This window comes from Pseudolactococcus laudensis, from assembly GCF_013449735.1.
Taxonomy (GTDB): Bacteria; Bacillota; Bacilli; order Lactobacillales; family Streptococcaceae; genus Pseudolactococcus; species Pseudolactococcus laudensis.
The window spans coordinates 1-4,793 of the sequence record NZ_JACBNY010000046.1 but is presented as its reverse complement, the minus strand read 5'-3'; the positions used below and the strand labels follow the sequence as shown (position 1 = coordinate 4,793).

Genomic DNA, 4,793 nt, shown 5'->3' with positions numbered 1-4,793 from the left:
CTTTTAAACTTAATTTTTCAAGATAGTCGCTATCTCCAAATAAATTCATCTTCAATACCTCGTTAGCTTATTTTTAATCTATTATACCTCTTTTCATACTTTTTTAGAGGTGCCCTTAACTGGAAAAAATCAGCAGAAAATGAGACCAAACTTAAATAAAGCCAGTCTCCACTACCCATTCTGAGAGAAAAAAGTTCTGTCACAATTGCAATGAAAATACACGATAAAACGCCTATATTGTAAGGACAAGTGAAACTCAGGAGCGCAAAAAAGATGAGCCATATCCCCAAAGGAAAAGCATGAGCTTTGAGGTCAAATCCAACCATTAAGAAAGAGGCGAGGCAAATCAAAGAAAAAGTGAGATCAACTTTTTCTAACCAACCCATGACAAACAAAACATCACATGCTAACTCTAAAATACTATACCAACAGGTTAATTTTATCTTGCAATATCGGCATCTCGCACCATTAATAAGTTGAGAAATAATAGGAATCAAATCTCGCCAAATTAGGATTTGACCGCAGTCTAAGCAATGAGATCTAGGATGTACGATGGAATGTTCCGGTAAGCGATCAATCATCAAACCAAAGAAAGAACCCCAAATTGTACCAAGTGTAAAAATTAAGAAAATAGTCATACTTATTCATACGAAAAAAGAACCTAAATATTTGATAAAATACTGATTTTTTTCTATAATGAGATTGTTGGGGTGGTCTTTATAGATGTTAATTAAAGATAACCTTTAGCAAATGTTTCTGATTTAATCAACTTAGCAAGAGACTTTGTAAGTAGTAACTTTTTGAAAATTACTCATAGGTTCTGATGGAGGAGAAAAATGTCTAAAGAAAAAACGAAAGCAGTTTTGAATCAATCCGTTGCAGACTTATCAAAAGCAGCCGCTTTGGTGCATCAAGTACATTGGTACTTACGCGGCCCTGGCTTTATGAAATTACATCCTAAAATGGATGAATTAATGGACGGTCTAAATAGTCATTTAGATGTTTTGTCAGAACGATTAATTACTATTGGTGGTTCTCCAGTCTCAACATTGAAAGAATTTGATGAGTTATCGAAGATCGAGCTTGAAACTGCTACTTGGGATAAAACGACAGAGGAACGTTTGACAGAAGTTGTTAAAGCTTACAAATATTTGTCAGATCTTTTCCAAGATGGTGTCCATGCAACAGATGAAGAAGATGACGATGTCACAAATGATCTCTTTGCTGATGCTAAAGGTGATATTGAAAAAACAATTTGGATGTTAGAATCTGAACTTGGAGTAGCACCAGGATTGTAATGAAATAATAAAAATAAAAAAACTCGTTAGTGGCGAGTTTTTTTTGTCATAGAAAGGTACCGAAACAAATTTAATATTCATAGAAATTAAAAAGCACTTGTCTTCGAGTGCTTTTTATTCAATTAACATTTTACTTTTGAACTTTAATTCCTCTACCTATACTTTATTTTAGTTCTATATTAAGGGCACCTCTAAAAACGTATGAAAAGAGGTGCCCTTAAATCAGCTTCCTTTAGAAAGTTATTAGATGAGCATCAATTGCTTGCTTCTTACTCCAAGCCTGGATATCCTTATGATAATGCCGTCACTGAGGTCTTTTTCAAGTATCTTAAACAACGAGAAATTAATCGTAGAACTTATCACTCCATTCAAGAAGTTCAACTCTCTTGCTTTGAATACATCGAACAATTTTATGACAATTATAATCCTCATTCCGCCAACAATGGTTTAACTCCAAATCAGAAAGAAGAAAATTATTTTAAGAAAATATAGCTCATTTAACAGAGACCGAAATTGTCGATCGCTTACTGAAAGGGAGCCCTGCTTTGCGTGTAGGCTATCAGTTATATCAAGACTTTCTTTACGCTGTAAAGGAACGAGACTACGTATCGTTTGAAGAACTACTTACCAATAATATCATGCTTCCCGAAGGCTATCAGACGATCTTGAGAACGTTCCAGAAATTTCTGCCACAAATCAAAAATGCTTTACAACAAAGTTATTCAAATGGCCCACTTGAATGTCTGAACAACCATATCAAAGTGTTAAAACGAAATGCATATGGCTTTCGTAGCTTTTATAATTTCAAATTGCGCATCATGATTCGTCATGGCAACGCATTGATTTTCAACTAAAAAAGATCAAGAGGAACTGATCCACTTGATCTCCAATTATTCTAAGATTTCTCTTTACCAACATCATTTGACAAAGAGCCCCAATATAAATCTCCTCTTATATAAAGTTATTTATGAACACTGATTTAAGCTAAGCTGCCGATATCACAATCTCAGCATCCACTAAATCAGCCTTCAAGTTTTTGACATCTAAGTGGTCAAGGTAGAAATCCGTTACCTTATCACGAATTTGTTGTTCAATTACTCGCCGTAATGGCCGCGCACCCATTGCTTCATCATAGCCTTGTTCCATCAGCCAATCTTTAGCCGCTTTAGTTACCTCAAGTTTGATGGATTTTTTGGCTAAAGTTTTTTGTACATCCGCCAACATCAAATCGACAATTTGACTTAAGTCTTGCTTAGTCAGATGTGAAAATTCCACGATTCCATTAAAACGGTTCAGAAATTCTGGGCGGAAAAATGGTGCTAACTTATCCATTAATGACTGATCTCGTTGCTTGTCACCACTTAATGCTTCATTACCAAAGCCAGCATTAGAAGTAGCAATAATAATCGTATTTTTGAAATTAATGACATTGCCTTGTCCATCCGTTAAGCGCCCATCATCCATCACTTGTAACAGTAACGTTAACACTTGTGGATCAGCTTTTTCAATTTCATCTAATAATACAATGGAATATGGATTACGCCGAACCCGTTCAGTTAGAGTATTAGCATTATCTTCATAGCCTACGTATCCAGCCGAGGTACCAATTAATTTCGACACAGCTGTACGATCAGCATATTCACTCATATCTAGCCGAATAATCGCATTTTCATTTCCAAACATATCTAAGGCTAATTGCTTAGCTAATTCAGTCTTTCCTACGCCAGTTGGGCCCACAAACAGAAAACTTCCAATCGGTTGATCACCCTCTGAAAAGCCCGCACGGTTACGCCGAATTGCTTTTGCTACCATTTCAACCGCTTCATCTTGACCGATTACCATACTTTTCAGACGCTTATCAAGATTTTTCAAGCGCTCAATATCATTAGCGCCCATATCAGAAACTGGTATACCAGTTAAACGTTCAACCGATTGTGCCACATCATCAATCGTGGCAGTGATTTTTTCTTTTTGATCCGTTTCTTTAATTTTTTGCTTGGTTTCCTCGATCGACTTCTTGATATCAGCAGCTTTTGTAAAGTCCTCCGCTTTAATGGCGGCCTCCTTAGCTGCCTCTAATTTTTTAAGGCGTTGATCCAATGTCTCAACATCAGTTTGCGAATTTTTAGCCGCTAAATGAGCCGCAGTCATGTCGATCAAATCGATAGCTTTATCTGGCAAAGTGCGTTGTGGTATATATTGGATTGAATAATCCACAGCCGCCTTCAAAACATCATCTGGTAATACAACATGATGATGTTTTTCGTACAGCTCTTTAATACCTTGTAATATACGTAAAGTGTCAGCGGCCGTCGGTTCATTAATCACAACATCATTGAATCGCCGTGCCAAAGCCGCATTTTTCAAAATAGTATTGCGATATTCATCTTGAGTCGTAGCCCCGATTACACTCAGCTCGCCACGTGACAAAGCAGGTTTAATGATATCAGCCAATCCTTTGCCACCATCTTCACCACCAGTGGCACCCGTGCCGAGAATCTGATGAATTTCATCGAAGAATAGAATAATATTACCAGCTGCTTTGACTTCCTCTACCAGCTGTTTAATATTTTCTTCAAAAGAACCGCGATATTGAGTTCCCGCTTCCAAAGACGATAAATCAATCGAATAGATTTCTTTATCTTGAATCGTTTCTGGAACTTTACCAGCCACAATTGCTTGTGCCAGACCTTCGACGACTGCAGTTTTACCTACACCGGCATCACCAACTAAGATTGCATTATTTTTCGTTCTACGACTCAAAATTTCTGCAGTTTCTTGAATCTCATTCTCACGTCCAATCACTGGATCTAGTAATCCATCACGAGCCTGTTCCGTCAAATTAGTCCCTAACTTTTCTAAAATCCCTCCTTTTTTAACAGCCTGTTTACCATCTTTAGATACTTCTATTGTTTTATTATTTTGGGGTAGCTTGCCAGTTGCTCGGTATTGAGCAAACTCATCCGGTGTTAACGATTGTCCATTAACTAAATACCGCGCACGCTCCGAATTTTGATTATCCATGCGCCGAAATAATTGATTGAAAACATCATCCATATCATTGTTGAAAAAAGGATCATTTCCGTTGAAATTTGCCATATTACCACACCTCCATAAAAATTTATATGTGTAACTTAGTGACCATAATATCCTTTAAAACTATAACTGAATTGTATCACAATTTTTACCCAAATTGTAAAATGAAGTTAGCCACCTCAGGGAAAAAATTTTCCCACTAAAAAACACCTCAAAGATGCTATGCTGTAATTAAACAGATACCAGTCATAGGAGCTTTGAGATGCAAGAAAATTATACCACAACTTATAACCATTTGTCACTAGCTGAACGACAACTTGTACATACTGATTAAGGGAGTCAATATACAAGCTCTCGTTATCAGTCCATCCTTCGTCAAGTCGGTGCTCAATCTAGCATGAGTCGTAAAGGAAATCCCTATGATAATGCAATGATGGAGTCTTTTTATAAGACACTAAA

3 protein-coding genes and 3 pseudogenes are annotated in these 4,793 nt (G+C 36.7%); 4 read left to right on the top strand and 2 right to left on the bottom strand.

Going from position 1 to position 4,793, the window contains the following annotated elements; all coding sequences use genetic code 11:
• Positions 1-62: 62 nt before the first annotated feature.
• Positions 63-638, bottom strand: a complete 576-nt coding sequence (locus HZR21_RS11190) for a prepilin peptidase (protein ID WP_180747678.1) — start codon at positions 636-638, stop codon at positions 63-65.
• A gap of 198 nt (positions 639-836) precedes the next feature.
• Between HZR21_RS11190 and HZR21_RS11185 the strand changes: the two genes are divergently transcribed.
• From HZR21_RS11185 to HZR21_RS11175, 3 genes and pseudogenes are all read left to right on the top strand, one after another.
• Positions 837-1,298, top strand: a complete 462-nt coding sequence (locus HZR21_RS11185; RefSeq protein WP_180747677.1) for a Dps family protein — start codon at positions 837-839, stop codon at positions 1,296-1,298.
• A gap of 219 nt (positions 1,299-1,517) precedes the next feature.
• A pseudogene (locus HZR21_RS11180) lies at positions 1,518-1,797 on the top strand (integrase core domain-containing protein); the annotation flags it as partial.
• Positions 1,790-2,152 (top strand): annotated as a pseudogene (locus HZR21_RS11175) (transposase); the annotation flags it as partial. The pseudogenes HZR21_RS11180 and HZR21_RS11175, both read left to right, overlap by 8 nt.
• A gap of 130 nt (positions 2,153-2,282) precedes the next feature.
• On the opposite strand, the gene clpL reads toward HZR21_RS11175, so the two are convergent.
• On the bottom strand, positions 2,283-4,397 hold the full coding sequence (clpL, locus tag HZR21_RS11170) for an ATP-dependent protease ClpL (RefSeq protein WP_180747676.1): 2,115 nt from the start codon (positions 4,395-4,397) through the stop codon (positions 2,283-2,285).
• A gap of 271 nt (positions 4,398-4,668) precedes the next feature.
• Here clpL and HZR21_RS11165 point away from each other — a divergent pair.
• Positions 4,669-4,793 (top strand): annotated as a pseudogene (locus HZR21_RS11165) (IS3-like element IS1068 family transposase); the annotation flags it as partial.

What these genes read in the sequence shown, in the direction of transcription:
- HZR21_RS11185 (WP_180747677.1), top strand. Translation starts at nt 837, where the DNA reads ATGTCTAAAGAAAAAACGAAAGCAGTTTTGAATCAATCCGTTGCAGAC.
- HZR21_RS11190 (WP_180747678.1), bottom strand. Translation starts at nt 638, where the DNA reads ATGACTATTTTCTTAATTTTTACACTTGGTACAATTTGGGGTTCTTTC.
- clpL (WP_180747676.1), bottom strand. Translation starts at nt 4,397, where the DNA reads ATGGCAAATTTCAACGGAAATGATCCTTTTTTCAACAATGATATGGAT.